Below are 25,658 nucleotides of genomic sequence, written 5' to 3' on the forward strand. Positions count from 1 at the left end.
ATTTTCGGCATGACCCAAGGACCCACCCAGCGCTATGCGCGCGTGCTCTCGATCGCCGGCTCCGACAGCGGCGGCGGCGCCGGCATCCAGGCCGATCTCAAGACCTTCGCGGCCCTCGGCTGCTACGGCATGACGGCCATAACGGCGCTCACCGCGCAGAACACGCTCGGCGTCACCGGCATCCACGGCGTGCCGCCGGCTTTCCTCAAGGCGCAGATCCAGGCCGTGGTCGAGGACATCGGCGTCGACGCGGTCAAGCTCGGCATGCTGCATGCGCCCGAGGTGGTCGAGGTCGTGGCCTGGGCCATCGACCACTACCGACTGCCGAACGTGGTGCTCGACCCCGTGATGGTCGCCACCAGCGGCGACCGCCTGATCGCGGCCGAGACGGTGCAGGTGCTGGTGCGCGAACTGTTCCCGCGCGCCGCGGTGATCACGCCCAACCTCGATGAGGCGGCCCTGCTGATCGGTCATGCGATCGACGGCATCGGCGCGCTCGATGGCGCGGCCGACGAGCTGCTGGCACTCGGCGCGCGCGCCGTGCTGCTCAAGGGCGGCCACCTGCCGGGCAGCGAGGTGGTCGACGTGCTGCTGCAATCCAGTGGCGAACGCACCCGCCTGGCCTCGCGCCGCATCGAGAGCCGCAACCTGCACGGCACCGGCTGCACGCTGTCGTCGGCCATCGCCGCGCACCTGGCACTGGGCGCGGCGCTGCCCGAGGCGGTGGAGCGCGCGCGCGCCTACATCCTCGGCGCGATGGCGGCCGCTGTCGACGTGCAGGTCGGCGCCGGTCATGGCCCGCTCAACCACGGCTTTGCGCCAGTGCCGACGCAGCGCCTGCCGCTGCGGGCTTCGGCCGGCTGAGCCAGGCGAGAACGAAGGTCAGCGCCAGCGTCGGCAGCGCCGAGCCGAACTGCGGCGCCCATTTCGCGAGCGCGTGGTAGGCCGCGATGCCCGCGATCCAGATCAGCGCCGCCGCCAGGTCGACCTTGGGGCGCGCGCCGGCCGGCGCCACCGCGCGGCCGCCGCCCAGCCGCCCGAGGATCACGCCGTAGAGCGGCACGAACACCGAGCTCAGCAACAGCAGGAAGGGCTCGAGCGTATGCATCGGCAGCACCAGCGCGAGCGCGATGCACAGCACGGCCAGCAGCAGGCCCCAGCGCTTCACGCTCCAGCGCGGCAGCAGGCTGTGGGTGGAGACCGAGCCCGAATAGACGTCGCCATAGGCGTTGTCGAGCTCGTCGATCAGGATCAGGCCCAGCGCCACCAGCCCGCCCTGCGCCAGCAGCAGCGCCGTGACCAGGCTGGTGCCGGGCTCGGCCACGCTCACCACCATCACGCCCAGCGCATAGCACCAGATGTTGGCCAGCGCATAGCCGATCCAGGTGCCGCTGAAGGCGCTGCCCAGTCCGCCCGCGCTGCGCTTGCCGTGCCGCGCATAGTCGGCCACCAGCGGCAGCCATGAGACAGGCATCGCGATCACGAGGTCCAGGGCGCCGAACATGCCCATGCTGCCGTCGCCCGGGCGCGACCAGAAGGCATCGAAGCCCTTGGCATGCAACTGGGTTGCGAATTGCCAGCTGAGCCACAACAGCGACAGCACCACCAGCGGCAGCCCGAAGCGGCTCACGAAGCGCCGCACCAGCTTCACCATCGAGCCCGCGAGCAGCGCCAGCAGCACCGCGCCCCACAGCAGCGTGGTCGCCACGCCGCCCCAGGCACTGCCGAGCCACGGCCCGGCCACCGACTGGCCGATGGCCTGCGTGCCCTCGCGCATGATCACCAGCTCGAAGGTGGTCCAGCCCACCAGCTGCACGATGTTGAGCAGCACCGGCAGCCGTGCGAAGGCGCTGCCGTAGGTGGCATGCATCAGGCCCGCGCTGGCCAGGCCGCTCTCGCAGCCCAGGCGCGCGGTCCAGGCCAGCAGCGCGGCGCCGAGGCAGGAACCCAGCGCGATCGCGATCGCCGCGTCGCGCGTGCCCACGGCCGGCACCAGGTAGGCGCCGATCTGCATCACCAGCAGGCCCACGCCCAGGCTGAACCAGAGCGAGGCATGGTCGTGCCAGCCGAAGACGCGCTGCGACGCCGGCAGCGGTGTCAGCGCCTCGTTGGCGAGAGGGTTCGATGTGTCGTCGTGTGCCATCCGTTTTGCTCCGGGCAAAAGGTTTGGCAGGTGGGCGAGGCTCCAGCGGCACGGCTGGCACGCGAGAGAACGTGACAGGCCGCCGGACCAGCTTCCCTGCGCGAGGATTACCTCAATCAGGTTCAAAGGGACTTTCTCAGCCGGGACGGCAAGCCGACCCAACACCCCTAGCGAACCGCCATTTTAGGCCCGTCGCGGCGTACCGGGGGCATTCCTCGAAGTCCGGGACAATCCGCGCCACGACGAACGAGGCGCGCACGAGCGCGCCGAAAGGGAATGACATGGCAGAAGCTGCGATACCGCCGGACTCCACGGATGCCACCCGGCCGTCCGCGGCCGCGACCCGCCTGCGCCGCTTCCGGGTCGATGTCGGCACCATCATCTGCGCCGTCGCGCTGGTCCAGTCGCTGCTGCTGGTGGCGCTGGGCTACTGGGGCGCGCAGCGGCTGGTGTCGCGCGTCGGCGAGTCGGCGCACAAGGTCCACCACGACCGCATCGAGGACAACGTGCTGGCCTTCCTCGCCAAGACCCAGGCGGTGGTGCACGCCATCGGCGATTCGCCGAGCCTGCATCCGCTGGGCGAGGACGGCGAGCGCAGCGCCGAGATGCTGTGGACCATGCTCGAGGAGGCCACCGAGCTCGACAGCCTCGGCGTGGCCAGCGACGACGGCCATCTGCTGATGGCCGAGCGCTACCCGGTGTCGGCGATCCGCCAGGTGGTGCGCGATCCGGCCTTCAGCACCGAGACCTGGGAATACAAGCGCTCGGTCGACATCGAGGGCGGCGATCCGCGCCAGCGCTTCGCGACCACGCGCATCGAGTCCTTCCGCAGCGACCACGACGCCACCGAACGCGACTGGTACCGCGAGGCGCTGGCGCGGAAGGCGCCGGTGTGGACGCCGCCGTTCCACCTGGCCGACGGCGAGGAACTCGGCGTGAGCTACGCCCAGCCGGCCGAGCGGCTCGACGACGAGGGGCGGCACCTGCAGTCGATGGTGGTGGTCGGCCACCTGTCGCTGGGCCACCTGTCGACGCTGGTGCGCCAGTTCGGCAGCCGCGGTCCCGGCGAGAGCGTGCTGCTGAGCGACGACCACCACGTGCTCGCGCGCAGCGACCATCCCGATCCCGTGCGCGCGCTGCAATGGCCCGAGGGCGGCGTGCTCGGCGCGGTGCATGCCTACATGCTGGCCCACGGCATCTCGGAGAACGTGGAGGACGAGAGCTTCGTCGTCACCCATGCGGGCGAGCGCTACCGGGTCGAGTCCTCGCGCATCGGCCCCACGGGCTGGGAGCTGATCAGCTGGGAGCCCGAGGCCGCGCTGCTCGCCGGCGTGGAGCGCCTGGTGCGCTGGGGCCTGCTGCTGACCCTGGCCTTCCTGGCGTTCGCGCTCTTCATCTCGCTGCGGCTGTCGAAGCTGGTGACCGCGCCGATCGAGAAGCTGTCGCAGACCGCGCGCCGCATCGGCCGGCTCGAGCTCGACGACCTGCCGCAGCAGCCCAGCCGCGTGCTCGAGATCCAGCACCTGAACCAGGCGCTCGACGACTCCGCGCGCAGCCTGCGGGCCTTCAGCAAGTTCGTGCCGGTGCACCTGATCCGCCAGCTCGTGGCCGAGGGCCATGCGCTGGCGCCAGGCGGTTCGTCGCGCCGCATCACGGCGATGTTCACCGACGTCGAGGGCTTCACCAGCATCGCCGAATCGCTGGAAGCCGGCGTGCTGGTGCGCCAGCTCACCGAGTACTTCAACCTCGCGCAGCGCGTGTTCGCGCGCCATGGCGGCGTGGTCGACAAGTACATGGGCGACGGCATCATGGTGCTGTGGGGCGCGCCGCTCGACCTGCCCGATGCCGAGTACCGCGCCTGCCTCGCGGCACGCGAGCTGCATGCCGAGATGGCCGAGCTCAATCGCCGCTGGCAGGCCGAGGGGCTGCAGCCCTTCCACACGCGCATCGGCATGCACACCGGCGTGGTGATCGCCGGCGTGCTCGGGTCCAGTGACCGGCTCTCCTACACCGCGCTCGGCGACGTGATCAACGCCGCGAGCCGCATCGAGGGCAGCAACAAGGAACTGGGCACGCGCACGCTGATGTCCGAAGCCACCCACGCGGGCCTGAACGGGCGGCTGCCCACGCGCCGCATCGAGGAGCAGGTGGCGCTGCGCGGCCGGCAGACGCGCATGGTGCTCTACGAACTGCTCGAGGAGAACGAGGCGCCCTAGAGATCGAGCACCAGTCGCGGCGAACGCGCGCGCGAGCAGCAGGGCAGGAACTGGTCGTTGGCCGCCTGCTCGGTGCGCGTGAGAAAGAGGTCATGGTGCGCGACCTCGCCCTCGAGCACGCGCGTGAGGCAGGTGCCGCAGACGCCCTGGGCGCAGGACACCGGAATCTCGATGCCCTCGGCCGCGAGCGCGTCCACCACGCTGAGCGCGGCCGGCACGTGCACCACGCGGCCGCTGCTGCGCAGCTGCACCTCGAAGCTGCCGGCCTCTTCGACGGGCGGCAGCGTGCCCGCGAAGCATTCGAAATGCACGCGCTCCTCGGGCCAGCCGCGCGCGCGGGCGGTGGCGCGCACCGCTTCGATGAATCCGTTCGGCCCGCAGACGTAGAGCTGGCGCCCGGGCGCCGGTTCGCCGATGGTGGCGGCCAGGTCGATGCGCTGCGCGGGCGGGCCGTCGTCGTCGTGGAAGAACACCCGGTCGGCGAAGGCCGCCGCCCGCAGCCGCGCGCGATAGGCCGCACGTGACGCGCTGCGGTTGCAGCAGTGCAGCGCGAAGTCGCGGCCCAGCGCCGCGAGCCGGTACGCCATCGCGAGCAGCGGCGTGATGCCGATGCCGCCGGCCAGCAGCAGGCTGTGGCTCGCCGCTTCGTCGAGCGCGAACAGATTGCGCGGCGCGCCGACCTGCAGCAGCGTGCCTTCGGTCACCGCCTCGTGCAGCGCGCGCGAGCCGCCGCGCGATGCTGCCTCGCGCAGCACGCCGATCTCGTAGTGGCCGGGTGCCTGCGCGGGCGGGTTGCACAGCGAGTAGGGCCGCACCAGGCCGCCGGGCAGCAGCAGCTCGATGTGCGCGCCGGCCTCGAAGGGCGGCAGCACGCCGCCGTCGGCCGCCTCGAGCCGGAAGCCCGCGATGCCCTCGGCCTCGATCGTCTTGCGCGCGACGCGCACCGCGATGCGTTCGATGGCCGTGCTCATTCGCCCTGCAGGAAGTTGCCGGCCTCGAAGCGCACCGGCGGCGCGTCGGCGTCGAAGCTCACGCCGGCCGGGTCGCGGCCTTCGCGCAGCGCGTCGAGTTGGCGCTGCAGCAGCCGGCGCAGCATCACGATGCCGCGGTCGGAGCTCGCCAGGTGCTCCTCCGAATGCGCGGTGATCGCGCCCTGGCTCACCTGCGCCTCGTAGTCGCCGGGAAAGCGGCGGTGCTCCTCCTCGCTGAGTTCCTCCCACAGCTTGCCGTTGAGGCGCGAGCGCACCCGCGCGAGATCGCCGGGCTCCTTCACCCGGCCCACGGTGTAGATGCGGAAGCTGTGGTCGTCGATCGGCAGCACCCAGCCGATCGACTCGACCCGGCCATAGGCCGCCACGCGCGGGTTCGGCACCACGCGCAGGGTCGGCAGCACCGGCCCGGCGACGCGGCGGAACACGCGGCCGTCCTCGAGGCGGCGGATCGAGGTGATCATCACGCCGGTCTCGGTGCTCTCGAAGTTCACCTCGGGCATCTGGCCCATCAGCGCCACGAACTGGGTGCCGCTGAAGCTGCCGTGCAGCACCGGCACGTGGAAGGGGTCGGCCACGTTCTCGTAGTGCTGCAGCCAGTTGCAGGGAATGATCCGCGGCCCGCCGCCGCCGATGCTGTTGTCGTCGGCCTCGAGCGTCTCGCCCTCGTCGAGCACCTCCAGGCAGTCGTAGCGCGGCAGCACCGGCTTCTTCTCGGCCGGGCCGAGGTAGGCCCAGACCAGGCCGTAGCGCTCCTCGACCGGGTACCAGGGCTGGCGCACGCGGCCGCGGGTGCGCGCGCCGTTCTCGGGCTCGCAGGGCTGGTCGACGCAGTGGCCCTGCACGTCGAACATCCAGCCGTGGTAGCAGCAGCGGATGCCGCCTTCCTCCACGCGGCCGTAGTAGAGCGAGGCGCCGCGGTGGGCGCAGCGCCAGTGCACCAGGCCGGGCCGGCCGCCCTTGTCGCGGAACAGGATCAGGTCCTCGCCGAGCACGCGCACCTGGCGCGGCGTGTCGGTGGCATCGGCGGCCAGTCCGATCGGATGCCAGTAGCGCCGCAGCAGCTCGCCCATCGGCGTGCCGGCGCCGACCTCGGTCAGCTCGGCCTTGTGGCTCGGCGGCTTGCGGCCGTAGGCGGTGCCGGTGTCGAACGCGACCGGCTGCCATTCGGCAGCGGCAGGAGAAGAGGAAGAGGAGGGGGGAAGGACGGTGCTCATTCGGGGGTGACTCCTGCGGCCTTGATCAGGTCCGCGACACGGGGGAAATCGGCTTTCTGGCCGGCACGGAACTCGGCCGGCGTGCTGCCCAGCGGCTCGAAGCCGTAGCCGGCCAGCCGCTCCTGCACGTCGGGCTGGCGCGTGACCGCCTGCAGCGCGGCGACCCATTCGTCGAGCACCGGCTGCGGCGTCTTCGCGGGCGCGTAGACGCCGATCCAGCTGTCGAGGTCGAAGCCCGCGAAGCCCTGCTCGGCGAAGGTCGGCACCTCGGGCATCGAGCGCACGCGGCGCCGGCCGGTGATGCCCAGCACCTTGATGCGGCCGGCCTGCGCCAGCCCGCGCGCGGTGGCCGGGTTGGCCCAGGCCACGCCCAGCGCCTCGCCGAACAGGTCGTTGTGCGCGGCCGCCTCGGCCTTGTAGGGCACGTGGATCAGGTCGATGCCGGCCTGGCGCGCGAGCAGTTCGCCGAACAGGTGGGCGTTCGAGCCGTTGCCCCAGGTGCCGTAGCTGATGCCGCGGTGCGCCTTGGCGTAGGCGACGAACTCGCGCACGTTCGAGAACGGCTCCGAGGCACGCGCGATCAGCATCGGCCCGCCGGTCGCGAGCTGCGACAGCGGCTCGAAGTCCTTCACCGGGTCGTAGGGCAGGCGCGGTTGCAGCACCACGTTGTTGATGTGCGTGAGCGGCAGCGTCAGCAGCACCGTGTAGCCGTCGGGCGCCGCCTTGGCGACCGCATCGGCCGCGATGGTGCCGCTGGCGCCGGGCCGGGGCTCGACGATCACCGGCTGGTTCCAGCGCGCCTTGAGCTTCTCGGCGTAGATGCGCGCGATCGAGTCCATCGGCCCGCCGCCCGAGCCGAAGGGGATGATGCGCACCACGCGGGTCGGGAAGTTCGGCGCGCTGGCCTGCGCGAAGGCCGGGCCGGCGGCGCCGGCCATGACGGCGCCTAGAAGGCCGAGCGCGCGTCGGCGCGTCGGCTGGGGTCGCAACGGATTCATCGTGTCTCCAGGTCGTGCTGTACTTGTGGACCCGACGATAAGTACCGCCCGTGCCCCGGGCAATTCGAAGCTTTGGATATGAGATATGGCCCGACGTGATATCCGCAGCCTCGACGTCGGCATGCTGCGGACCTTCGATGCGCTGATGCGCGAGCGCAGCGTGTCGCGCGCGGCGACGCGCCTGTTCCTGAGCCAGCCCGCGGTGAGCGCCTCGCTCAACAGGCTGCGCGAGACCTTCGACGACCCGCTGTTCACGCGCACCGCGCACGGCGTGCAGCCCACCGCGCGCGCCACGGCACTGGCGGGCCAGGTCGAGCGCGTGCTGGCCGACCTGTCGGCCATGCTCGAGCCCGACGACCGTTTCCAGCCCGAGCATTCGCAGCGCATCTTCCGCATCTCGGGCGGCGACTACGCGAGCCACCTGCTGCTGCCGCGGCTGGCCAACGAGCTCGTGGCCTGCGGCTCGCGCGTGCGGCTGTACTGGGAGACCAGTTCCTTCCTCACGCTGACCGAGCGGCTGCGCAAGGGCGATTTCGACGTCGCCGTGCTGCCGCGGCTGCAGCCGCCGAGCGACTGCGAGTCGGCGCTGCTCTACGAGGACCGCTACGTGGTCGCGGTGCGCCGCGGCCATCCGACCATGGGCGAGGCCGCCTCGCTCGACGACTTCTGCGCCGCGCCGCACGTGTTCCTGGGCTACGGCAGCTCGGCGCTCGACGACCTGATCGACCAGGTGCTCGCGCGCCAGGGCCGCCAGCGCAGCATGAGCGTGGCCATGACCAGCTTCGGCCAGATCGTCGACCTGCTGGCGCAGACCGACCACGTGGCCGTGATGCCGCTGCGCGTGGCCGCGCGCTTCGACGCGCTGCTCGCGGTGCATCCGCTGCCTTTCGAGCTGCAGGGCTACCGCTCGGTCGTGTGCTGGAACCGGCGCTCGAATTCCGACGCTGGCGTGCTGTGGCTCAAGGACGCGCTGCTGCGCATCGGGCGCGACGCCGATGCCGTGCCGATGCCCATGCCTACGTCGGCCTGACGCGCCGCGCGAAGGCCTCGAGGCCGTCGATGGTCATCTGGACGTGGCGCTCGAAGCTGCTGTCCAGCGGCACCGTGCTGCCGTTGTCCCAGCGCACGATGAAGGCGCGGTTGGCCAGCAGCGGCAGGTTGCGCGAGAGCACCGGGTGGTCGAGCGGGCGGATGGTGTGGACGCGTTCGCGCAACTCTTCCGCCCAGGTCTGCGTGTTGTCCGAAGGCAGCGGCGAGAACTCCATCGTGAGGAAGCCCAGCATCGCCGCGATCGTGCAGTTGTAGGCCTCGCGCAGCGGCTCGCCCTCGAAGCCGGCCTCGGTCAGCGCCGTCAGCACGCCCTCGACCAGCGCGGTCGGCAGGCTGCCGTTGGACACCAGCTGCGCGCCCAGCAGCTGCGCAACGTTGGGATGGCGCCGCACGGCCGCGCGGCAGCGGCGGAACAGCTCGGCGATCCAGGCCTGCCAGCCCGGCTGCACGGCATCGGCGGGCGGCGCCACGTCGGCCATGACCGTGGCCGCGACCTCGGCCAGCAGCGCCTCGCGCGAGCTCACGTGCCAGTGCACCGTGGCCGGGTAGACGCCGAGCCGTGCCGCCACCTCGCGCAGGCTGAAGGCGCCGAGGCCGGCCTCGTCGATCAGCGCCAGCGCGACCTCGGCGATCCGGCCCCTGGTCAGCGCGGCGCCGCCCGCGGGTCGGCCGGCGGTACGGGGCGGGGGATCGGCTTTCTTGCGCGCGGTGGTCATCGGGTGGGTGCCATTGTTCGGTCAGTGAATTGATTGTATAAACATCAAAAAATTGAGCATCGAACAATTAACGCTGAGCCAAGCGCCAATTCCAGCCGTCCAACCCCTTCCAGGAGCCGCCATGACCCTTGCCCCCATCGACCACGCCCTGGCCGAGGCGCACCGCCGCTTCACCGAGGCCAACCCCGCCAGCCGGCGCCAGTTCGAGGCCAACGCCGAGTCCATGCCCGGCGGCAACACGCGCTCGGTGCTGTTCTACGCGCCGTTCCCGCTGACCATCGCGCGCGGCGAAGGGGCCGCGCTGTGGGACGCCGACGGCCACCGCTATGCCGACTTCATCGCCGAGTACACGGCCGGCGTCTACGGCCACTCGGCGCCCGAGATCCGCGAGGCCGTGATCGAGGCGATGCAGGGCGGCGTCAACCTCACGGGACACAACCTGCTCGAGGGCCGGCTGGCGCGGACCATCCGCGAGCGCTTCCCGCAGGTCGAGCGACTGCGCTTCACCAACTCGGGCACCGAGGCCAACCTGATGGCGCTCACGGCCGCGCTGCACTTCACGGGGCGGCGCCGCATCGTGGTGTTCTCGGGCGGGTATCACGGCGGCGTGCTGGGCTTCGGCGACCAGCCCTTGCCCACCACCGTGCCCTTCGACTTCCTCGTGCTGCCCTACAACGACGCCGAAACGGCCCGCGCGCGCATCGCCGAGCAGGCCTCGCAGATCGCGGCCGTGCTGGTCGAGCCGATGCAGGGCGCGGCCGGCTGCATCCCGGGGCAGGCCGATTTCCTGCGGGCGCTGCGCGAGGCGGCCACGGCGGCCGGCGCGCTGCTGATCTTCGACGAGGTCATGACCTCGCGGCTGGGCCCGCGCGGGCTGGCCAACCAGCTGGGCATCCGCGCCGACCTCACGACCCTGGGCAAGTACATCGGCGGCGGCATGTCCTTCGGCGCCTTCGGCGGCCGCGCCGACGTGATGGCGCAGTTCGACCCGCGCACCGGCGCGCTCGCGCACTCGGGCACCTTCAACAACAACGTGATGACCATGGCGGCCGGCCAGGCGGGCCTCACGCGGCTGTTCACGCCCGAGGCGGCCGGCGCGCTGGCCGAGCGCGGCGAGGCGATGCGCGCGCGGCTCAACGCGCTGGGCGCGAAGGAGGGCGTGGCGCTGCAGTTCACGGGCGTGGGCTCGCTGATGAACGCGCATTTTTTGCAGGGCGAGGTGCGGCGCGTGGCCGACCTCGCGGCGGTCGATGGGCGCCTGCGTCAGCTGCTGTTCTTCCACCTGCTGAACGCGGGCATCTACACCTCGCCGCGCGGCTTCGTGGTGCTGTCGCTGCCGCTCGGCGACGCCGACATCGAGCGCTACGTGGCCGCCATCAGCGGCTTCATCGCCGAGTACCGCGCGCTGCTGCCCGCGCTGGGCTGAACGCGGCTCAGGCCTTGCCGGCCACGCCCAGCAGCTCGTGCAGCCGGGTGCTGGTGGTCGTGTACTGCAGCGGGATCGCCTTGCCCGGGAACACCAGGGCGGCGGCGCCCCAGGCGGCCAGCGTGGCCTCGTGGAAGCCGCAGACGATCAGCTTCTTCTTGCCCGGGTAGGTGTTGATGTCGCCGACCGCGAACACGCCCGCTTCGCGCGTCTGGTACTTCTCGGTGTCGACCGGCACCTGCTTGCGCTCGAGCTCGAAGCCCCAGTCGGCGATCGGCCCGAGGCGCGGCGAGATGCCCAGGCAGGCGACCAGCGCATCGAGCGGCAGCTCGACCGTGCTGGCATCGGGCGTGGCGATGCGCAGCGTCTGGCCGTCGAAGCCGCTGGGCTGGCCGACCTGGAAGCCCAGCCGGCCCTCGGCCACCAGCGCGCGCATCGCGGCCACCGTGGCCTCGTCGGCCTGGAAGCCGTCGCGCCGGTGCACCAGCGTGACCTGTCTGGCGATGGCGGTCAGCGCGATCGCGGTTTCGAGCGCCGTGTCATCGCCGCCATTGACCACCACGGCCTGGCCCGCGAAGCGGTCGAGCGAGTCGGGGTGATAGAACAGCGATTGGCCCTCGAAGCGGCCGATGTCCTCGAGCGCGATGCGCTTGGGCACGAAGGCGCCGACGCCGGCCGCGATGAACACCGTCTTCGCGAGGAAGCGGCGGCCGGCCGAGGTGCCCAGCAGCAGCCGCTGGTCGGCCTGGCGTTCGAGCGTGGCGACCTGCTCGCCGAAATGGAAGACCGGCTTGAACGGCGCCACCTGCGCCAGCAGCGACTGCGCGAGCTCGCGCCCGCTGGTCACCGGGGTGCCGGGAATGTCGTAGATCGGCTTGTGGCCGTACAGCGCCACGCACTGGCCGCCCGCGGCGGGCAGTGCATCGACGATGTGGCAGGAGATCTCGAGCAGGCCGAGCTGGAAGGCCTGGAACAGCCCCACCGGGCCGGCGCCGATGATCAGGGCGTCGGTCTCGATGGGGGCGGGGGACTGGCTCAGCGCACCAGCTCCGAGATCTTGCCCGTCTTGTCCTTCCACTCGTCGGCGTCGGGCAGGGCGGGCTTGCGTTTGGTGATGCTCTTCCAGCCGTCGGCCTGGGCCAGCTCGGCATTGAGCTTGATGAAGGCGATCTGGTCGGCCGGCAGGTCTTCCTCGGCGAAGATGGCGTTGGCCGGGCACTCGGGGATGCAGACCGCGCAGTCGATGCATTCGTCCGGGTCGATCACCAGCATGTTGGGACCTTCGCGGAAGCAGTCGACGGGGCAAACGTCCACGCAGTCGGTGTATTTGCAACGGATGCAGGCTTCGGAGACGACGTGGGTCATTTGGCGTTGTATGCGGTCTGTGGTCGGGAAAAACCCTTGATTTTAGGCCTTTGCGGCGCTCGGCTGCACGAGCACGGCCGCCGAGGTGCGATGCGAGGCCGTATCGACCAGCACCAGCGAGCCCAGCGTGCGCGAGCGCGTGAACGGCAGCACCGCCAGCGGCTGCTGCAGCGCGAGCACCACGTCGCCGATGGCATTGGCCTCGAGCTGGGTCGCGGGCTCGGATTCGAGCGTCGTGATGTTGACCCGGTCGACGATGCGCGCGACCTTGGCCTTGACCCAGCGATGCCCCTGCAGCGCCCAGTAGACGCGGCCCGCGACCAGCGGCTCGTCGTCGAGCCAGGCCACGGTGGCGGTGATCTCGCGCACCGGCTCGAAGGCCTCGGGTGCCAGCAGCCAGTCGCCGCGCGACACGTCGACCTCGCGGTCGAGCACGATGCCGGCGCTGTGGCCCGCATGCACGGTCTTCGGCTGGCGCGCGTGGCTCAGCACCTGGGCCACGGTGGCGGTCTGGTTGCTCGGCAGCACGGTCACGCGCTGGCCCGGCTCGACATGGCCCGAGGCCACGCGGCCCCAGAACACGCGGCGGCCCTGCGAGGTATCGGCCGAGGACGAGAACTTCTCGACCCACTGCACCGGAAAGGCGAAGGGCACCGATTCGTCCTGCGCCGTCACCGGCAGCTGTTCGAGCAGTTCGAGCAGGCTCGGGCCCTCGTAGCCGACCCAGTCGGCATGGCGGGTGGCCACGTTCCAGCCCTTGAGCGCCGAGATCGGCACGATCGCGGCCACCTGCACGCCCGCGGCTTCGGCGAAGGCGTTGAGCGCGGCCGAGATGCGTTCGAAGGCCAGGCCGGCATCGGCGATGGCGTCGAGCTTGTTGACTGCGAACACGATCGACTGCACGCGCAGCAGGTGCGTCAGCAGCGTGTGGCGGCGCGTCTGCGGCAGCAGCTCGCGCTTGACGACCGTGCCGTCCTCCACCTCGGCGGCCCAGGCCAGCTTGGTGGCATCGACCAGCACCACGGCGGCGTCGGCGGCCGAGGCGGCCGTCACCATGTTGCGCGTGTACTGCTCGTGGCCCGGCGCGTCGCCGATGATGAACTTGCGCTTGGCGGTCGAGAAGTAGCGGTAGGCCACGTCGATCGTGATGCCTTGCTCGCGCTCGGCCGACAGGCCGTCGGTCAGCAGCGCGAGGTCGGTCTCGCCGCCGCGCTGCACGCCAGCGAGCTGGTCCTGCAGCACGGTCTTGCTGTCGACCAGCAGGCGGCCGATCAGCGTGCTCTTGCCGTCGTCGACCGAGCCGCAGGTGATGAAGCGCAGCGCGGTGCCGGTGTCGGCTGTGATTTCGGGTTGAAGCGTGGTGGCGGTCATGGGTTTCTTTCGGGAGACACCGCGGAACCGGCTTTGCCGGGCCGCTGGTGTCGCCCCCTTGAGGGGGGAGTCGAGCTACACGAAGTGAGCGAGGGACGGGGGTGGGTCAGAAATAACCGTCTTTCTTGCGTTTTTCCATCGAAGCTTCGGACGTCATGTCGTCCATCCGGGTGGCGCCGCGTTCGCTGACATCGACCGACAGCGTCTCGAGCACCACGTCGCCCGCGTCGGCCGCGAGGCTCTCGACCGGGCAGGTGGTCGTGATGTCGCCCACGGTGCGGAAGCGCACGTCGCGCACCTGCACGGTTTCGCCGTCGCGCGGCGGGGTCAGTTCGGTCACCGGTACCAGCAGGCCGCGGCGCTCGACCACCTCGCGCTTGTGCGTGTAGTAGATCGAGGGCAGGCCGACGTGCTCGCGCTCGATGTACTGCCAGACGTCGAGTTCGGTCCAGTTCGAGATCGGGAACACGCGGAAGTGCTCGCCCGGTGCCAGGCGGGTGTTGAACAGGGTCCAGAGCTCGGGGCGCTGGTCCTTGGGCTGCCATTGGCCGAAGCTGTCGCGGTGCGAGAAGATGCGCTCCTTGGCGCGGGCCTTCTCTTCGTCGCGGCGCGCGCCGCCGATCAGCGCGTCGAAGCGGAATTCCTCGATCGCCTCGAGCAGCGTCACCGACTGGTGCGCGTTGCGCGATTCGCCCGGGTGCGCGAGGCGCACCGTACCGCGCTTCATCGAGTCCTCGACGCTGCGCACGATCAGCTCGGCGCCGAGTTCCTTGGCGCGCTGGTCGCGGTAGTCGGTCACTTCGGGGAAGTTGTGGCCGGTGTCGATCATCAGCAGCGGATAGGGCAGGCGGCCGACGCCGAAAGCCTTCTCGGCGCACTTCAGCAGCACCAGCGAGTCCTTGCCGCCCGAGAACAGCAGCGCGGGGCGCTCGAAGGCCGCGGCCACTTCGCGCAGGATGAAGATGGTCTCTTCCTCCAGCGCATCGAGGTGCGTGTTGGACAGGTGCGCCGGCGGCAGCAGCAGATCGGATTCGGTACGGGCGTTCATCGGGTGGGGCGCTGGAGATTCGGAGTCGGTGGAGCGTGCGTTCAATGCGAGAGGTGCAGGCCGCATTCGCGGTTGTCCTCGCCCTTGGTCGGGTCCACGTAGTCGAAGTTGTTCGGCAGGCCGTGCGCCTCGCAGTAGGTGTAGAGGTCCTTGGACGACCAGTGCAGCAGCGGCGCGACCTTGATCAGGCCGTCGGGGTTGATGCTGACCGGCTCCATCTGCGCGCGCACGGCCGTGTCGGTGGCGCGCAGCGCGGTGAACCAGACCTTGGGCGCCGTCTCGCGCAGGGCACGCGCAAAGGGCTCGAGCTTCACCTCCTCGGTGAAGGCGGCGTGGCGCGGATCGTCGAGCGCCGGCGTCGGGCCGTCGACGGCCTCGCGGTGCGCGCGCGAGCGGCGCGGCAGGTAGATGTGCAGGTCCAGGCCCAGCTGCCTGGTCACATCGTCGGCGAAGCGGTAGGTGGCCTCGGTGTTGTAGCCGTTGTCCATCCAGATCACCGGCACGTCGCGCTTGGCGCGCGTCACCATGTGCAGGATCACGGCCTCGAAGGGCCGGAAATTGGTGGTGACGATCGCGTTCTGGCCCAGGCCGATGGCCCAGTCCACCAGGCCTTCGGCGTTGCGGCCGAGTTCGGTGTTGATGCGTGCGAGGTCGATGCTCATGGATGAATCAAGCGTTGCTGTGGGAGCTCAGTTGCCGGCCGCGAAGTGCGGCGCGGTCTGTACCGCGTCGCCCTGGTAGAAGGCCGAGAAGCGGTCGAACTGGCGCTGCGCGTCGGAGGCGTCCACGCCTTCCTTGAGCACGGCGCTCGAGAAGCCGGTGCGTTCCATCTGCACCAGCTGGTCGATCAGCACGTCGCCGGTGGCGCGGATGTCGCCCTTGAAGCCCAGGCGGCGGCGCAGCAGGAAGGCCTGGCTGTAGGCGCGGCCGTCGGTGAACTTCGGGAAGTGCAGGTCGATGCGTTCGATGTCCGACAGGCAGACCTCGATCGCGAGCGGATCGGCGTCGTTCGCCAGTTGCAGCACCTTCGGGTCGCCGTCGTCGACGTGTTCTTCGGCGGCCAGAATGTTCAGGGTCTTGTTCATGCTGCTTCCTCCACCTTGAAACGCGCACCGTTGGCCGCGGCCTTGAACGGGTCGGGTCCCACGCGGCGCAGCGTGTCGATGAAGTTCTCGCCGTTCTCGCGCGTGTCGCGGTAGGTCGTGAGCACGGCCTCGATCACGCCGGGCACTTCGGCCGCCGAGAACGAGGGGCCGACCACCTTGCCGGCCTGCGGCGTGCCGCTGAGGGCCGAGCCGTCGGAGCCGCCGAGCGTGACCTGGTACCACTCCTTGCCGTCCTTGTCGACGCCCAGGATGCCGATGTGGCCGCTGTGGTGGTGACCGCAGGAGTTGATGCAGCCGCTGATGTGCAGGTCGATCTCGCCGATGTCGTCGAGCTCGTCGAGGTCCTGGTAGCGCTCGGTGATCGCCTCGGCGATCGGGATCGAGCGCGCATTGGCCAGCGCGCAGAAGTCGCCGCCAGGGCAGGCGATCATGTCGGTCAGCAGGTGCACGTTGGCGCTCGCGAAGCCGGCCGCGCGGGCTGCGAGCCACAGCGCATGCAGGTCTTCGGCGTGCACCCAGGGCAGCACCACGTTCTGGTCGTGCGTCACGCGGGCTTCGCCGGCCGAGAAGCGGTCGGCCAGTTGCGCGAGCGTGTCGAGCTGGTCGGCCGAGGCATCGCCGGGCGCCTGCTTCAGGCGCTTGAACGACAGCGTGACCGCGCGCAGGGCCGGGTTCTTGTGCGGTGCCACGTTGCGCGCGAGCCAGCGTGCGAACTGCACGTCCTCGGCGGCATGGGCGCGCAGCTCGGCGTCGGTCTTCTCGGCGCTCTGCAGCACGCGGGTGGCCAGTTCCGGCGGCACGAAGGAGGCGGCCACGCGGTCGAACTCTTCCTGCGTGATGGTGTGCGGCGCGCCGTCGTGCTCGAGGATCTGCTTGTACTCGGCATCGACGTCGTCGATGTAGCGCTGGCCTTCGGCCTTCACCAGGATCTTGATGCGCGCCTTGTAGATGTTGTCGCGGCGGCCGTAGCGGTTGTAGACCCGGATCACGGCCTCGAGGTAGTTCATGATCTGCTGCCACGGCAGGAACTCGCGCAGCACCGTGCCCACGATCGGCGTGCGGCCCATGCCGCCGCCCACCTGCACGCGGAAGCCGATCTCGCCGGCCTCGTTCTTCACCAGCTTCAGGCCCACGTCGTGCCAGCCCGTGGCCGCGCGGTCCTCGTCGGCGCCGGTGATCGCGATCTTGAACTTGCGCGGCAGGAACGCGAACTCGGGATGCAGCGTGCTCCACTGGCGCATGATTTCGGCGTAGGGGCGCGGATCGGCCACCTCGTCGATCGCGATGCCCGCGCGTTCGTCGCTCGTGATGTTGCGGATGCAGTTGCCGCTGGTCTGGATGCCGTGCATGTCGACCGAGGCGAGCAGGTCCATCACGTCGGCCGACTTGGCGAGCGGGATCCAGTTGAACTGGACGTTCTGGCGGGTCGAGAAGTGGGCGTAGTGGGTGGGCAGCTTCTGGCTGCCGAGCTGGCCCTGGGTCTCGATGGCCTTCTTGTAGACCTCGGCCTCGGGCTCGTCGTACTCGCGGGCGATCTTCGCGAGCACGCGCACCTGCCGGCTCGAGAGTTCGCCGTAGGGCACGGCCACGCGCAGCATCGGGGCGTAGCGCTGCACGTACCAGCCGTTCTGCAGGCGCAGGGGACGGAACTCGTCTTCGTGGAGGCGGCCCTTTTGCCAGCGCTCGAGCTGGTCGCGGAATTGGGCGGCTCGTTGATGAACGAACTGGCGGTCGAAGTCTGTGTATTGGTACATCGTGCGTGAGTCTTGTCTTGAAGTGCGGTGCGTCCAGCGCGCCAGCAAGAAGCCGGGATTCTGAAAGCGTGCCATATGGAACCAAACTATTTTTTGGTTCGCGCCTTATGCGGATAAGCTTATTCGCCAGTGTTCATGCGGGTTTGCGGGCGGTTGGATGCTTATTCTGGATAAGGGCGGGTGCGGGGGGAGGGGTGATTTTAGGAAGCCTTTGGGGTGGGCTTGGGTTGGGGTTGTGTTCTGTTTTTAGGCTGTTGGCCGGGACTCGCCCCGGCGGGCGAGTCACTTTCTTTTGCTTCGCCAAAAGAAAGTAACCAAAGAAAAGGCGACCCACTGTCTGCGACCCCTTCGCTTCGCTACGGGGCAACCTGCGGTGCTCGCGTTTCGCGGGGTCTCGCAGAACTCGCTTCGCTGCGCTGCGCTCAGACAGCTGCGAGCCCTTATCCGCGAAACGCTGCGCTCCTCGGCGCAGCCAGAGGGGGTGGGTCGGGCCATCGCTGCGCTCGGCCCCGGATACCCAACGCGCCGTCGCTTCGCTCGGCCCCGGTGGAAGAAGACCCAGGGCCTTCGCACTTGCACTCCCCACACAAGGACGCGCCATGGCGCGTTGACCCTGATCCCCTCTGGCTGTGCCGAGGAGCGCAGGGGAAAGCGGGATTAGGGCCGCAGCTGTCTGAGCGCAGCGTAGCGGAGCGAGTTCTGCGGACCCCCGCTTTCCCCGAGCACCGCAGGTTGCCCGTAGCGAAGCGGAGGGACACAGACAGTGGGGTCGCCTTTTCTTTGCCTACTTTCTTTTGGCGAAGCAAAAGAAAGTAGGTCGCCCGCCGGGGCGAGACCCGGCCAACGGCCTAAGCAGAGAAAAGAAAGATCAAATCTCAGCGCAACATCGAAGACATCGCCGAGCAGCAGTTCAACATCCGAACAGCAGCCTCGACGTCAGGAGCCAAGAAACGCAGGGTTACTCCATCGACCCGCTCAAACGCCGGCCACTGGCAAAACAGATCCGCCAGCGCCGCAGTCTGCGCCCTCAAAGTCACAGTCTGCGGCCCTTCGAACACCAGCGGAAGAACCTTGGCTCGTGAAGACAGCGCGACTTGAACCCCCGCCCGAATCGCTTCACGAGCCCTCTCGGGCGACAACGAAACCCCACTGGTATTCCCCGTAGCCTTCTTCGTCTCCACGAACACAGCCTGAGGAAACAAGCCACGGTTCTCTGCAATGAACACATCGTCCCCACTGCCCATCACCACCGGCACCCCATATTCCCCCGCCAACGCCCCATAAAGCCCAGCCTCACCCAGCTCCTGCCCACCGAGAGATACACCCGCAAAAGCAAAGCTGTTGATCGTGTGCGCCAGAATCCCGCGCCCTTGCGCCCGCGAGTGGTAGCCGACCATGCAGACAGCGTCGACGCCTTCTTCCACGCCTGCCACCATGCTCAGATAGCGCGGCTTCCCCTGCACCACGCGAGCCCGAGGATCGAGCACATCGGGCGGCATGTTGCGAAACCCCCCGTGCGAGTCGTTCACCAGCACCTCGTCGGCCCCCGCATCGAAGGCCCCCGCGATCGCCGCATTGGCTTCCTGTGCCATCAGCAGCCGCGCACGTTCGTATTCGGGATTGCCTTGCCGCGTCTGCTCGGGGTGATAGACCCCCGCAACGCCTTCGATATCGGTGGAGATCAGCACTTTCATGAGGGCACCCGGCAAAAGAGAAAAATCAAAGAAAGAGAGAAGGGGACAGCAACTCGCCCAACGCGGCACGGTGATTGCCGTCGCGCCCGGTCACCGACTCGGCCCGCCACAGCGCATGCAGGATCGCCTGCTCGGTCCCATCGGCCGCCGCCTGGAACAGCCCGTCGAGCTGCGTCTCGTGCAGCATCGCCACGGCCGGCATCGCACGCTCGGCCCGGTCGGGCACGGTGTAGGCGGTCGAGAAGGCCAGCACGATGTCGCCGCTGCCATGCCCGAAGACCGAGCCGGTGCGCGCCAGCCCGGCCCCCGCGCGCAGCGCGAGCCGGCGCAGCTGGCGCGCATCGAGCGGCGCATCGGTCGCGACCACGACGATGATCGAGCCCTTCTCGGGCTCCTGCGCCACGGCCCGTTCGGCCACGAGCGCGGCAAGGCGGGCGCCCACCGCGTGCCCCGCCAGCCGCAGCTCGGGCTGCCGCCCATAGTTCGCGAGCACCAGCGTGCCCACCGTGTGCGAAGCCTCGCCCACCGGCACGAGCCGCGAGGCACTGCCGATGCCGCCCTTGAGCTGGAAGCTCGACATGCCGCGTCCCGCGCCCACCGAACCCTGCGCGAAATCCACGCCCGCATCGGCCAGTGCCAGGAGGTAGTCCGCCTCGCCCACGGCCAGCCGCTGGATGTCGTTGAGAAAACCATCGTTGCACTCGAACACCAGCGGATTCACCGTCGGCAGCGAGCGCCCGGTCTCGGGGTTGTTCGCGATGCAGTCGCGGATCTGCGCGCCGGCCACGGTGCCGACCGAGAAGGTGTTGGTCAGCGCGATGGGCGTCTCGAGCACGCCGAGCTCCTCGAGCTGCACGAGCCCGATGCTCTTGCCGAAGCCGTTGAGCACCACGGCGGCCGCCGGCACCTTGTCGCGGAACGGGTCGCCGGCATGCGGGCGGATCACGGTCACGCCGGTCTGCACCGGGCCCTCGGCGAGCGTGCGGTGGCCCACGGTCACGCCCGCGACGTCGCTGATCGCGTCGCGCGGACCCGGGCGCAGGCCGCCGATGCGGGGCAGGGCGTTCGCGCTCATTGGCGGTCGATCTTCGGATCGAGCGCGTCGCGCAGGGCGTCGCCCAGCAGGTTGAAGGCCAGCACGGTGAAGAAGATCGCGAGGCTGGGGAACAGCGCCACGTGCGGCGAGGTCACCATGTCGGCGCGCGCCTCGCTGAGCATCGCGCCCCATTCGGGCGTGGGTGGCTGCGCGCCCATGCCCAGGAAGGACAGGCTGGCCGCGGTGATGATCGAGGTGCCCACGCGCATGGAGAAATACACCACGATCGAGGAGATCGTGCCCGGCAGGATGTGGCGCACGACGATGGTCCAGTCCGAGGCGCCGATGCTGCGCTCGGCCTCGATGTAGGTCTGCTGCTTGAGCACCAGCGTGTTGCCGCGCACCAGCCGCGCGAAGGCCGGCACGCTGAACACCGACACCGCCACCACCACGTTGGTCATGCTGCTGCCGAGGATCGCGACCACGCCCAGCGCCAGCAGGATGCCGGGGAAGGCGAACAGCACGTCCGAGATGCGCATCACGATGCGGTCCCACCAGCCTTCGTAGTAGCCCGCGAGCAGGCCGAAGGCGGTGCCGACGAAGCCGCCGACCAGCACCGACAGGAAGCCCGCCATCAGCGAGATGCGCGCGCCCGCGAGGATGCGGCTGAAGATGTCGCGGCCCAGCGGGTCGACGCCGAACCAGTGCGTGGCCGAGGGCCCGCTGTTGAGCATGTCGTAGTCGAAGTAGTTCTCGGGATCGAAGGGCACGATCCACGGCGCGAACACGGCGACGAACACCAGCAGCAGCACGAACAGGGCGGCGACGATGCCCACGGGCTGCTTCTTGAAGCGGCGCCAGCATTCGCCCCAGGGAGTGCGGACCTTGCCCGCGGTCTGGACCGCGGTCACGAGCGTGGCAGCGGGCGTGGCGGCGGGAAGGGTGGATTCGGCAGGCACGCCGGTGGCTTGGGTCATGGCGGCGGCCTCACTTGTAGCGGATGGTCGGGTTGATGAAGCCGTACAGCACATCGACCACGAGATTGATCAGGATGAACTCGAGCGAGAACAGCAGCACCAGCGTCTGGATCACCGGGTAGTCGCGCATCTGCACCGCGTCGACCAGCAGGCGGCCGAGGCCGGGCCAGTTGAACACCGCCTCGACCAGGATCGAGCCGCCGAGCAGGAAGCCGAACTGCAGGCCCATCATCGTGACCACCGGGATCAGCGCATTGCGCAGGCAGTGCTTGATGATCACGCTGCGCTCGCGCACGCCCTTGGCGCGCGCGGTGCGCACGAAGTCCTCCTGGATCACCTCGACGAACGAGGCACGCGTGAAGCGCGCCATCACGGCCGCCACGGCCGCGCCCAGCGTGATCGAGGGCAGGATGTAGTGCTTCCAGGTGGCCGCGCCCACGGTGGGCAGCCAGCCGAGCTGCACCGAGAAGATCTGCATCAGCAGCATGCCCAATGCAAAGGCGGGAAAGGAGATGCCCGAGACCGCCAGCGTCATGCCGATGCGGTCGGGCCACTGGTTGCGGTACACGGCCGAGACGATGCCGATGCCCATGCCGAAGATCACGGCCCACACCATGCTGGTGACGGTCAGCATCACCGTCGGGAAGAAGCGCTCGGCGATCTCGGTCGACACCGGCCGCCGCGTGCGGATCGAGGTGCCGAAGTCGCCCTGCAGCATGTGGGTGAAGAAGTTCGCGAACTGCTGCGGCAGCGGCTTGTCGAGGCCGAGCTCCGCGCGGACCATGGCCACGGTCTGCTCGTCGGCCTCCTGGCCGGCGGCAAGGCGCGCCGGGTCGCCGGGCAGCATGTGGACGAACAGGAACACCAGCACCGCCACGATGAGCAGCGTGGGGATCAGGCCCAACAGTCGTTTGAGGAAGTAGTTCAGCATGGGGAAGCAGGGGCCGCGAACGGCCGGCGGCGGGGTGCCGCCGGCCATCGCGCGGTCAGTCAGGAAACGGAGAGACCCGCGATCAGTTCGCCACCGACATCGCGTCGATGTTGATGTTGGCGTCGGGCATCACGAACACGCCCGTCAGGCGCTTCGAGTGCGCCGACAGGTTCTGCTCCGTCACCAGCGGCAGGCGCGGCAGGTCCTTGCGGATCTGTTCCTGCGCGGTCTTGTAGAGCGCGGCCTTCTCGGCCTCGTCCACCGACACCAGCGCCTTGGCCAGCGCGTTGTCGACCACCTCGCTCTTGTAGAACGACATGTTGTTGAGCTTCGGCGCCCACGACTCGGAGGCGAACAGCGGCCGCAGGCCCCAGTCGGCCTCGCCGGTCGACGAGGACCAGCCGGTGTAGTACAGGCGAACCTTGGCGGTCTTGGGATCGGGCCAGGCATCGACCTGCTCGGTGCGCTGGCCCACTTCGAGCGCCTGCACCTGCAGCTTGATGCCGACCTGCGCGAGCTGCTGCTGCACGAACTGGATGGTCTTCTGGCTGGTCGTGTTGTTGTAGGCGCTCCACAGCACCGACTCGAAGCCGTTCGGGTAGCCGGCCTCGGCCAGCAGTTCCTTGGCCTTCTTCACGTCGTAGGGCACGGGCGCCATCTTCTCGGCGTACTTCACGCCCTGGGGCATCACGCCCTGCGCGGGGATCGCATAGCCGCCGAAGGCCACCTTGGCCAGCGCTTCCTTGTTGATGGCGTAGCCGATGGCCTCGCGCACCTTCTGGTTGTCGTAGGGCTTCTGCAGCATGTTGAAGGCCAGGAAGCGCGTGATGATCGAGGGCGAGGCCACGACCTCGAGCTTGTCGCTCTTCTTCAGCAGCTCGGCCTGCTCGTAGGGGATCGGGAACGCGAAGTCGGCCTCGCCGGTCTGCATCATCGCGGCGCGCGTGTTGTTCTCGAGCACCGGCTTCCACTGCACGGTGTCGACCTTCGGGAAACCCTTCTTCCAGTAGCCGTCGAACTTCTTGGCCTTGACCGCCTCGGTCTGCTTCCATTCGACGAACTCGAAGGGGCCGGTGCCCACGGGGTGGAAGGCGATGTCCTTGTTGCCCCACTTCTTGAGCGCAGTCGGCGAGATCATCGCGGCCGAGGCATGGGCCAGCGAGTTGATGAAGGGGCCGAAGGGCTCCTTGAGCGTGATGCGCACGGTGGTCGGGTTCAGCGCCTCGACCTTGCCCACGCGGTTGAACTGGTTGTAGCGCAGCAGCTTGTTGTCCTGGTTCAGCACGCGTTCGAGCGTGAACTTCACGGCCTCGGCATTGAAGTCGGTGCCGTCGTGGAACTTGACGCCGCTGCGCAGCTTGATGGTGTAGACCAGGCCGTCCTTCGAGACCTCGTAGCCCTCGGCCAGCACGTTCTGCACCTTCAGGTCCTTGTCGAACTGGAACAGGCCTTCGTAGAAGGTCTTGGTCACGGCCGTGGTGATGGTGGTGTTGGTGTTGTACGGGTCCAGCGTCTCGGGCTGGTAGCCGATGGCGAGCACCACGTCTTTGGCGGCCAGGGCCGAGCCCGAGGCGGCGAGCGCGGCCAGGCCCAGCAGCGCAGAGGCCCATCGCAGGGAGGAAGAGGATGGCTTCATGGGAAGAACTCCAGTCGATTCGTGAGAGAGAGGGAGGAACAAAAAAGCAGGGGGCCCTGCGACGGAAAAACGAAGAAAGAACTCAGAAGGCGCCGCCGATGGCATGCCGCGCCACGAAATGGCCGGGCGCCACCTGCACCAGCGGCGGCACCTCGGGCTCGTCGCCCACGGCGCGGATCGGGCTCGGGATCTCGCCCTCGAGCAGCGCGCGCTGCTTGTGGCGGCGCGAGGGATCGGCCACCGGCACCGCGGCCATCAGCTTGCGCGTGTAGGCATGCTGCGGCGCCTCGAACACCGCGCGGCGCGGGCCGATCTCCACGATCTGCCCGAGGTACATCACGGCCACGCGGTGGCTGATGCGCTCCACCACCGCCATGTCGTGCGAGATGAACAGGAAGGCCACGCCGAGCTCGCGCTGCAGGTCGAGCATCAGGTTGACGATCTGGGCCTGGATCGAGACGTCGAGCGCCGACACCGATTCGTCGGCGACCACCACCTTGGGGTTCAGCGCCAGGGCGCGCGCGATCGCGATGCGCTGGCGCTGGCCGCCCGAGAACTCGTGCGGATAGCGTTGCGCCGCCTCGGGCGGCAGGCCCACCTTCTGCAGCAGCCAGTCGACGCGCTGCTGCGCCTCGGCGCCCTTGGCGATGCCGTGGATCAGCAGCGGCTCCATGATCGAGAAGCCCACCGTCACGCGCGGATCGAGCGAGGCGAAGGGATCCTGGAAGATGAACTGGATGTTGCGGCGCAGTGCCTGCAGCTCGCGCGTGGGCAGCTCGCGGATGTTCTGGCCGCCGAACTCGATCGCGCCGCTCTGGCTCTCGACCAGGCGCAGCAGCGAGCGGCCGGTGGTCGACTTGCCACAGCCCGATTCGCCGACCAGCGCCAGCGTCTCGCCGGGGTAGAGGTCGAAGCTGATCTTCTCGACCGCGTGCACGCGCCGCTTCACGCGGCCGAAGACGCCGCTGCGCACGTCGAAGCGCGTGACCAGCTCGCGCACGCGCAGGATCGGCCCGGCCTCGGCGCGCACCGTGTCGTGCGGCTCGGCGTGGGTGCAGGGCACGGTCTGCGCGCCGGTCTCGGTGCGCAGCAGTTCGAACTTGGCCGGCAGCTCGGTGCCCTGCATGGCGCCGAGCTTGGGCACGGCCGACAGCAGCGCACGGGTGTAGGGGTGTTGCGGCGCGCCGAACACGGTGTCCGACGGGCCTGCCTCGACCTTGTCGCCGCGGTACATCACGAGCACGCGGTCGGCGATCTCGGCCACCACGCCCATGTCGTGGGTGATGAACAGCACGCCCATGCGCATCTCCTGCTGCAGCTCGCGGATCAGCTGGAGGATCTGGGCCTGGATCGTCACGTCGAGCGCGGTGGTCGGCTCGTCGGCGATCAGCAACTGCGGCTTGCACGACAGCGCCATCGCGATCATCACGCGCTGGCGCATGCCGCCCGAGAGCTGGTGCGGGAAGCGGTCGAGCACGTTGCGCGCCTCGGGGATGCGCACCAGCTCGAGCATGCGCAGCGCTTCGGCGCGCGCGGCCGCGTTGCTCTTGCCCTGGTGGATGCGGATGGCCTCGGCGATCTGGTCGCCCGCGGTGAACACCGGGTTCAGCGAGGTCATCGGCTCCTGGAAGATCATCGCGATGTCGGCGCCGCGGATGCCGCGCATCGTGTGGTCGCGCGCCTGCGCGAGGTCGAGCACCTCGCCGTTGCGGCGGCGAAACGCCATGCGGCCCTCGAGGATGCGGCCGCCGCCGTGCTCCACCAGGCGCATCAGCGCGAGCGAGGTCACGGACTTGCCCGAGCCCGATTCGCCCACCACCGCGAGCGTCTCGCCATGGTCGACGTGGAAGGACAGCTTCTTGACGGCATCGACCGTGCGCTCCGAGGTGGTGAAGCGCACGCTGAGGTCGTCGACCGCGAGCACTCGGCCCTCAGGGAGATGGGGCAGGTTGGGCAGAGGGGGGAGGGAGGTCGCAGCGGACATG

At 69.4% G+C, this 25,658-nt stretch carries 22 protein-coding genes and 1 riboswitch; of the genes, 4 read left to right on the plus strand and 18 right to left on the minus strand.

Annotated features, from left to right (window positions below):
* The first annotated feature begins 9 nt into the window (after positions 1 to 9).
* Positions 10 to 864, plus strand: coding sequence for a bifunctional hydroxymethylpyrimidine kinase/phosphomethylpyrimidine kinase (thiD, locus tag AC07RM_RS06750; protein WP_261213756.1), 855 nt, complete (start codon positions 10 to 12; stop codon positions 862 to 864).
* On the opposite strand, the gene AC07RM_RS06755 is transcribed toward thiD, so the two are convergent.
* Complete coding sequence (locus AC07RM_RS06755; RefSeq protein WP_203205784.1) at positions 803 to 2,143, minus strand: purine-cytosine permease family protein; 1,341 nt, start codon at positions 2,141 to 2,143, stop codon at positions 803 to 805. The genes thiD and AC07RM_RS06755 overlap by 62 nt on opposite strands.
* Before the next feature lie 76 nt (positions 2,144 to 2,219).
* Positions 2,220 to 2,322, minus strand: a riboswitch (TPP riboswitch).
* 102 nt (positions 2,323 to 2,424) lie between these two features.
* Here AC07RM_RS06755 and AC07RM_RS06760 point away from each other — a divergent pair.
* On the plus strand, positions 2,425 to 4,359 hold the full coding sequence (locus tag AC07RM_RS06760) for an adenylate/guanylate cyclase domain-containing protein (RefSeq protein WP_495333901.1): 1,935 nt from the start codon (positions 2,425 to 2,427) through the stop codon (positions 4,357 to 4,359).
* Here AC07RM_RS06760 and AC07RM_RS06765 read toward each other — a convergent pair.
* From AC07RM_RS06765 to AC07RM_RS06775, 3 genes are read right to left on the minus strand one after another with little or no spacing between them, the layout of a single operon-like run.
* Positions 4,356 to 5,330, minus strand: a complete 975-nt coding sequence (locus AC07RM_RS06765) for a PDR/VanB family oxidoreductase (protein WP_495333903.1) — start codon at positions 5,328 to 5,330, stop codon at positions 4,356 to 4,358. The genes AC07RM_RS06760 and AC07RM_RS06765 overlap by 4 nt on opposite strands.
* Positions 5,327 to 6,565, minus strand: a complete 1,239-nt coding sequence (locus AC07RM_RS06770; protein ID WP_495333905.1) for a Rieske 2Fe-2S domain-containing protein — start codon at positions 6,563 to 6,565, stop codon at positions 5,327 to 5,329. The genes AC07RM_RS06765 and AC07RM_RS06770 overlap by 4 nt, the downstream gene beginning before the upstream one ends.
* Positions 6,562 to 7,563 (minus strand): Bug family tripartite tricarboxylate transporter substrate binding protein, encoded by a 1,002-nt coding sequence (locus AC07RM_RS06775; protein WP_495333906.1) that lies wholly within the window; start codon positions 7,561 to 7,563, stop codon positions 6,562 to 6,564. The genes AC07RM_RS06770 and AC07RM_RS06775 overlap by 4 nt, the downstream gene beginning before the upstream one ends.
* Before the next feature lie 85 nt (positions 7,564 to 7,648).
* Here AC07RM_RS06775 and AC07RM_RS06780 point away from each other — a divergent pair, with 85 nt between their 5' ends.
* Positions 7,649 to 8,593, plus strand: a complete 945-nt coding sequence (locus AC07RM_RS06780; RefSeq protein ID WP_495333908.1) for a LysR family transcriptional regulator — start codon at positions 7,649 to 7,651, stop codon at positions 8,591 to 8,593.
* Here AC07RM_RS06780 and AC07RM_RS06785 read toward each other — a convergent pair.
* A complete protein-coding gene (locus AC07RM_RS06785; RefSeq protein ID WP_495333910.1) occupies positions 8,580 to 9,329 on the minus strand; it encodes a TetR/AcrR family transcriptional regulator in 750 nt (249 codons plus the stop codon). The genes AC07RM_RS06780 and AC07RM_RS06785 overlap by 14 nt on opposite strands.
* Before the next feature lie 121 nt (positions 9,330 to 9,450).
* Here AC07RM_RS06785 and AC07RM_RS06790 point away from each other — a divergent pair, with 121 nt between their 5' ends.
* The gene (locus AC07RM_RS06790; RefSeq protein ID WP_495333912.1) at positions 9,451 to 10,755 is read left to right on the plus strand and encodes an aspartate aminotransferase family protein; all 1,305 of its coding nucleotides are present in this window, start codon (positions 9,451 to 9,453) and stop codon (positions 10,753 to 10,755) included.
* 7 nt (positions 10,756 to 10,762) lie between these two features.
* Here AC07RM_RS06790 and AC07RM_RS06795 read toward each other — a convergent pair whose 3' ends face one another.
* The 13 genes from AC07RM_RS06795 to AC07RM_RS06855 all read right to left on the minus strand — a co-directional run bounded on the left by AC07RM_RS06795 (position 10,763) and on the right by AC07RM_RS06855 (position 25,657).
* Positions 10,763 to 11,833: an NAD(P)/FAD-dependent oxidoreductase gene (locus AC07RM_RS06795; protein WP_495333914.1), complete on the minus strand. Its 1,071-nt coding sequence runs from the start codon at positions 11,831 to 11,833 to the stop codon at positions 10,763 to 10,765.
* Positions 11,791 to 12,120: a ferredoxin FdxA gene (gene fdxA / locus AC07RM_RS06800; RefSeq protein ID WP_057596674.1), complete on the minus strand. Its 330-nt coding sequence runs from the start codon at positions 12,118 to 12,120 to the stop codon at positions 11,791 to 11,793. Before fdxA ends, AC07RM_RS06795 begins: the two co-directional genes overlap by 43 nt.
* 42 nt (positions 12,121 to 12,162) lie before the next feature.
* Positions 12,163 to 13,491, minus strand: coding sequence for a sulfate adenylyltransferase subunit 1 (locus AC07RM_RS06805; RefSeq protein WP_093341453.1), 1,329 nt, complete (start codon positions 13,489 to 13,491; stop codon positions 12,163 to 12,165).
* A 106-nt stretch (positions 13,492 to 13,597) separates the two neighbouring features.
* The gene (cysD, locus tag AC07RM_RS06810) at positions 13,598 to 14,539 is read right to left on the minus strand and encodes a sulfate adenylyltransferase subunit CysD (RefSeq protein WP_203205795.1); all 942 of its coding nucleotides are present in this window, start codon (positions 14,537 to 14,539) and stop codon (positions 13,598 to 13,600) included.
* Between the two features lie 41 nt (positions 14,540 to 14,580).
* Positions 14,581 to 15,201 carry a phosphoadenosine phosphosulfate reductase domain-containing protein gene (locus AC07RM_RS06815; protein WP_495333917.1) on the minus strand — a complete coding sequence of 207 codons (621 nt, stop codon included), beginning with the start codon at positions 15,199 to 15,201 and terminating at the stop codon, positions 14,581 to 14,583.
* Between the two features lie 27 nt (positions 15,202 to 15,228).
* Positions 15,229 to 15,624 (minus strand): DUF934 domain-containing protein, encoded by a 396-nt coding sequence (locus AC07RM_RS06820; protein ID WP_057596678.1) that lies wholly within the window; start codon positions 15,622 to 15,624, stop codon positions 15,229 to 15,231.
* On the minus strand, positions 15,621 to 17,399 hold the full coding sequence (locus tag AC07RM_RS06825) for a nitrite/sulfite reductase (RefSeq protein WP_495333919.1): 1,779 nt from the start codon (positions 17,397 to 17,399) through the stop codon (positions 15,621 to 15,623). Before AC07RM_RS06825 ends, AC07RM_RS06820 begins: the two co-directional genes overlap by 4 nt.
* 875 nt (positions 17,400 to 18,274) lie before the next feature.
* On the minus strand, positions 18,275 to 19,093 hold the full coding sequence (locus AC07RM_RS06830; protein ID WP_495333921.1) for a M55 family metallopeptidase: 819 nt from the start codon (positions 19,091 to 19,093) through the stop codon (positions 18,275 to 18,277).
* A gap of 25 nt (positions 19,094 to 19,118) precedes the next feature.
* Positions 19,119 to 20,168 carry a DmpA family aminopeptidase gene (locus tag AC07RM_RS06835; RefSeq protein ID WP_495333923.1) on the minus strand — a complete coding sequence of 350 codons (1,050 nt, stop codon included), beginning with the start codon at positions 20,166 to 20,168 and terminating at the stop codon, positions 19,119 to 19,121.
* A complete protein-coding gene (gene gsiD, locus AC07RM_RS06840) occupies positions 20,165 to 21,106 on the minus strand; it encodes a glutathione ABC transporter permease GsiD (RefSeq protein ID WP_495333925.1) in 942 nt (313 codons plus the stop codon). Before gsiD ends, AC07RM_RS06835 begins: the two co-directional genes overlap by 4 nt.
* 10 nt (positions 21,107 to 21,116) lie before the next feature.
* Positions 21,117 to 22,037, minus strand: a complete 921-nt coding sequence (gene gsiC, locus AC07RM_RS06845; protein WP_261205959.1) for a glutathione ABC transporter permease GsiC — start codon at positions 22,035 to 22,037, stop codon at positions 21,117 to 21,119.
* A gap of 82 nt (positions 22,038 to 22,119) precedes the next feature.
* Positions 22,120 to 23,673: a glutathione ABC transporter substrate-binding protein GsiB gene (gsiB, locus tag AC07RM_RS06850; RefSeq protein ID WP_057591101.1), complete on the minus strand. Its 1,554-nt coding sequence runs from the start codon at positions 23,671 to 23,673 to the stop codon at positions 22,120 to 22,122.
* Between the two features lie 82 nt (positions 23,674 to 23,755).
* The gene (locus AC07RM_RS06855; RefSeq protein ID WP_495333927.1) at positions 23,756 to 25,657 is read right to left on the minus strand and encodes a dipeptide ABC transporter ATP-binding protein; all 1,902 of its coding nucleotides are present in this window, start codon (positions 25,655 to 25,657) and stop codon (positions 23,756 to 23,758) included.
* Between the last annotated feature and the right edge of the window lies 1 nt (position 25,658).

The sequence above is a fragment of the Variovorax sp. GW821-FHT09B05 genome (genome assembly GCF_059418265.1).

Bases quoted from the DNA above. Each gene is read 5' to 3' on its own strand.
- gsiB (WP_057591101.1), bottom strand. From the start codon at position 23,673: ATGAAGCCATCCTCTTCCTCCCTGCGATGGGCCTCTGCGCTGCTGGGC.
- AC07RM_RS06790 (WP_495333912.1), top strand. From the start codon at position 9,451: ATGACCCTTGCCCCCATCGACCACGCCCTGGCCGAGGCGCACCGCCGC.
- gsiD (WP_495333925.1), bottom strand. From the start codon at position 21,106: ATGACCCAAGCCACCGGCGTGCCTGCCGAATCCACCCTTCCCGCCGCC.
- AC07RM_RS06820 (WP_057596678.1), bottom strand. From the start codon at position 15,624: ATGAACAAGACCCTGAACATTCTGGCCGCCGAAGAACACGTCGACGAC.
- AC07RM_RS06815 (WP_495333917.1), bottom strand. From the start codon at position 15,201: ATGAGCATCGACCTCGCACGCATCAACACCGAACTCGGCCGCAACGCC.
- AC07RM_RS06760 (WP_495333901.1), top strand. From the start codon at position 2,425: ATGGCAGAAGCTGCGATACCGCCGGACTCCACGGATGCCACCCGGCCG.
- AC07RM_RS06825 (WP_495333919.1), bottom strand. From the start codon at position 17,399: ATGTACCAATACACAGACTTCGACCGCCAGTTCGTTCATCAACGAGCC.
- thiD (WP_261213756.1), top strand. From the start codon at position 10: ATGACCCAAGGACCCACCCAGCGCTATGCGCGCGTGCTCTCGATCGCC.
- AC07RM_RS06805 (WP_093341453.1), bottom strand. From the start codon at position 13,491: ATGACCGCCACCACGCTTCAACCCGAAATCACAGCCGACACCGGCACC.
- AC07RM_RS06855 (WP_495333927.1), bottom strand. From the start codon at position 25,657: ATGTCCGCTGCGACCTCCCTCCCCCCTCTGCCCAACCTGCCCCATCTC.
- AC07RM_RS06785 (WP_495333910.1), bottom strand. From the start codon at position 9,329: ATGACCACCGCGCGCAAGAAAGCCGATCCCCCGCCCCGTACCGCCGGC.
- fdxA (WP_057596674.1), bottom strand. From the start codon at position 12,120: ATGACCCACGTCGTCTCCGAAGCCTGCATCCGTTGCAAATACACCGAC.
- AC07RM_RS06755 (WP_203205784.1), bottom strand. From the start codon at position 2,143: ATGGCACACGACGACACATCGAACCCTCTCGCCAACGAGGCGCTGACA.
- AC07RM_RS06780 (WP_495333908.1), top strand. From the start codon at position 7,649: ATGGCCCGACGTGATATCCGCAGCCTCGACGTCGGCATGCTGCGGACC.
- gsiC (WP_261205959.1), bottom strand. From the start codon at position 22,037: ATGCTGAACTACTTCCTCAAACGACTGTTGGGCCTGATCCCCACGCTG.
- cysD (WP_203205795.1), bottom strand. From the start codon at position 14,539: ATGAACGCCCGTACCGAATCCGATCTGCTGCTGCCGCCGGCGCACCTG.
- AC07RM_RS06835 (WP_495333923.1), bottom strand. From the start codon at position 20,168: ATGAGCGCGAACGCCCTGCCCCGCATCGGCGGCCTGCGCCCGGGTCCG.
- AC07RM_RS06830 (WP_495333921.1), bottom strand. From the start codon at position 19,093: ATGAAAGTGCTGATCTCCACCGATATCGAAGGCGTTGCGGGGGTCTAT.
- AC07RM_RS06770 (WP_495333905.1), bottom strand. From the start codon at position 6,565: ATGAGCACCGTCCTTCCCCCCTCCTCTTCCTCTTCTCCTGCCGCTGCC.
- AC07RM_RS06765 (WP_495333903.1), bottom strand. From the start codon at position 5,330: ATGAGCACGGCCATCGAACGCATCGCGGTGCGCGTCGCGCGCAAGACG.
- AC07RM_RS06775 (WP_495333906.1), bottom strand. From the start codon at position 7,563: ATGAATCCGTTGCGACCCCAGCCGACGCGCCGACGCGCGCTCGGCCTT.